The organism is Saccharopolyspora sp. NPDC002686 (assembly GCF_040295745.1).
GTDB classification, from domain to species: Bacteria; Actinomycetota; Actinomycetes; order Mycobacteriales; family Pseudonocardiaceae; genus Saccharopolyspora; species Saccharopolyspora oryzae.
Genome location: NZ_JBEOVY010000646.1, coordinates 1 through 1,590, shown reverse-complemented (window position 1 = coordinate 1,590; position 1,590 = coordinate 1). Strand labels below are relative to the sequence as shown.

Below are 1,590 nucleotides of genomic sequence, written 5' to 3'. Positions count from 1 at the left end.
AAGTGAGTGGCGTCACCGGCCTCCCGGTGACGCCACTCAAGTGAGTTCCTCCTATGTGGGACTCTGCGAGTTCGTCAATTCCCACTCATCGGGTACGACGAGCGACTTGCGACGCAGCGCGCCGCCGAGCAGCGTTCAGCTGCTGTCCTCGGCGGGGATGTGCTTCAGCGTCGGCCGTAGTCGTAGTCGTCGTACCCGTCGTCGTGCGAGTCATCGCGGTCCTCGCTGGACCACTCGCCGGACTCAGAGGTGGACAGCTCTCGCTGCAACGCCTCTATGTCCATGGACGGGGAACTGTACTTCAGCTCGCGGGCCACCTTCGTCTGCTTGGCCTTAGCCCGGCCGCGCCCCATGGCTCGACCCCCTCGCACAGGGTGTGCGGGGCGGACAGGGGAAAGTCGGCCCCGCATGATCTCGACAACTTTTCCTGTAACTACCGTACCGTGTCGAGGCGGTTGAACGCGACGTGGTGCCTTGTCTGAGTGGACGTGTCTTGGGTGACGTCGCACTCCTCCGCGTTTTCCGACGTCCGCGAGTCGGCGGCGGGTCCGTTCGGGCGGTCTGGCACGATGCTGCTGTGCCTGAGCCGTTCGTCGCCTACCTGAGGGTGTACGAGCCCTTGACGTCCTTCGACGCACCGCTCCGCGAGGAGCTGGCGGCGGCGGTCGAGCGGGGTCCGATCGACCCGTTCGACGCGGGTCTGCGCGAGCAGGACGTCTGGCTGCGAAGCCAGCTCGCCACCCCGCCCAGACTGCTTCCCGGTGAGACCGCTGACGGTGCCGTGCAGGGTGTCGGCGACGTGCTCGTGCTCGATCCGAAGGAAGTGCCGAGCGCGCCGGCGGCCACGGTCGGCCCGGCGCCGCTGGTGTGCCCCCTGGACCTGCGTGGCCGGTCCGCGGCGGCGCTGGTGGGCTTCCTGGGCGATTCGGAGCTCCCGCTGCGCACGGCGGTGCTGGCGGTGCCGGAGGAGAAGGCCAAGTCCCGCGCCAGCGCGATCGTCAGCGAGCTGGCGGAGGGCGCGGTGCACGTGCTGTCGTCGACCTGGACCGTGCCGCTGCCCTGGTTCGTCCTGGTGGATCCGGAGGAGCGGTGCGTGTTCACCGAGCCGGACCGCCGCCGGGTGTGCTGGCGGGTGGCGATGGCCGATGCCCGCCGCCGGGTGGCGCGGGCGCACTCGATCGGCCGCAAGTCGATCGGCGAGGAGGGCCCGACCCGGATCCTGCGCGAGACGGGCCGCTGGCTGGAGCGCTTCCACCCGCACTCGGCGGTCGAGCTGGACTACGGCGGTCTGGTGCAGCTGATGACCACCAGCGACCTCGAAGCCGACACCTCGGCGGAGGACGTCCACGCCATCGTCGACGCGATGGAAGCCGAGGACGCCGAGGAAGTGGCGACCCGCTACGAGTCCCTCCGCGACTTCTGGTCGGAGTTCGCCTCCCGCGAACGCCACAACTGAATTTCTTTCCAGTGGCTGATTTGCGTGGCGGTGCCGGTGGCGGAACCTCAGACGCCGCCTGGCTGCGGGATCCCGTTTTTATGTATGTCCAATACACGGCAAACGGGCTGTCCTCGCCAGGCGACGTCTGAGAA

2 protein-coding genes are annotated in these 1,590 nt (G+C 68.6%); one reads left to right on the top strand and one right to left on the bottom strand.

Going from position 1 to position 1,590, the window contains the following annotated elements:
• Window positions 1-164: 164 nt before the first annotated feature.
• Window positions 165-353, bottom strand: a complete 189-nt coding sequence (locus ABTZ89_RS38590) for a DUF3073 domain-containing protein (protein WP_093419982.1) — start codon at window positions 351-353, stop codon at window positions 165-167.
• A 224-nt stretch (window positions 354-577) separates the two neighbouring features.
• On the opposite strand from ABTZ89_RS38590, the gene ABTZ89_RS38585 reads away from it, so the two are divergent.
• A complete protein-coding gene (locus tag ABTZ89_RS38585) occupies window positions 578-1,456 on the top strand; it encodes a DUF8083 family protein (protein WP_270952206.1) in 879 nt (292 codons plus the stop codon).
• Window positions 1,457-1,590: the final 134 nt, after the last annotated feature.

Excerpts from the sequence above, each read along its gene's own strand:
- ABTZ89_RS38590 (WP_093419982.1), bottom strand. The coding sequence starts at position 353 with ATGGGGCGCGGCCGGGCTAAGGCCAAGCAGACGAAGGTGGCCCGCGAG.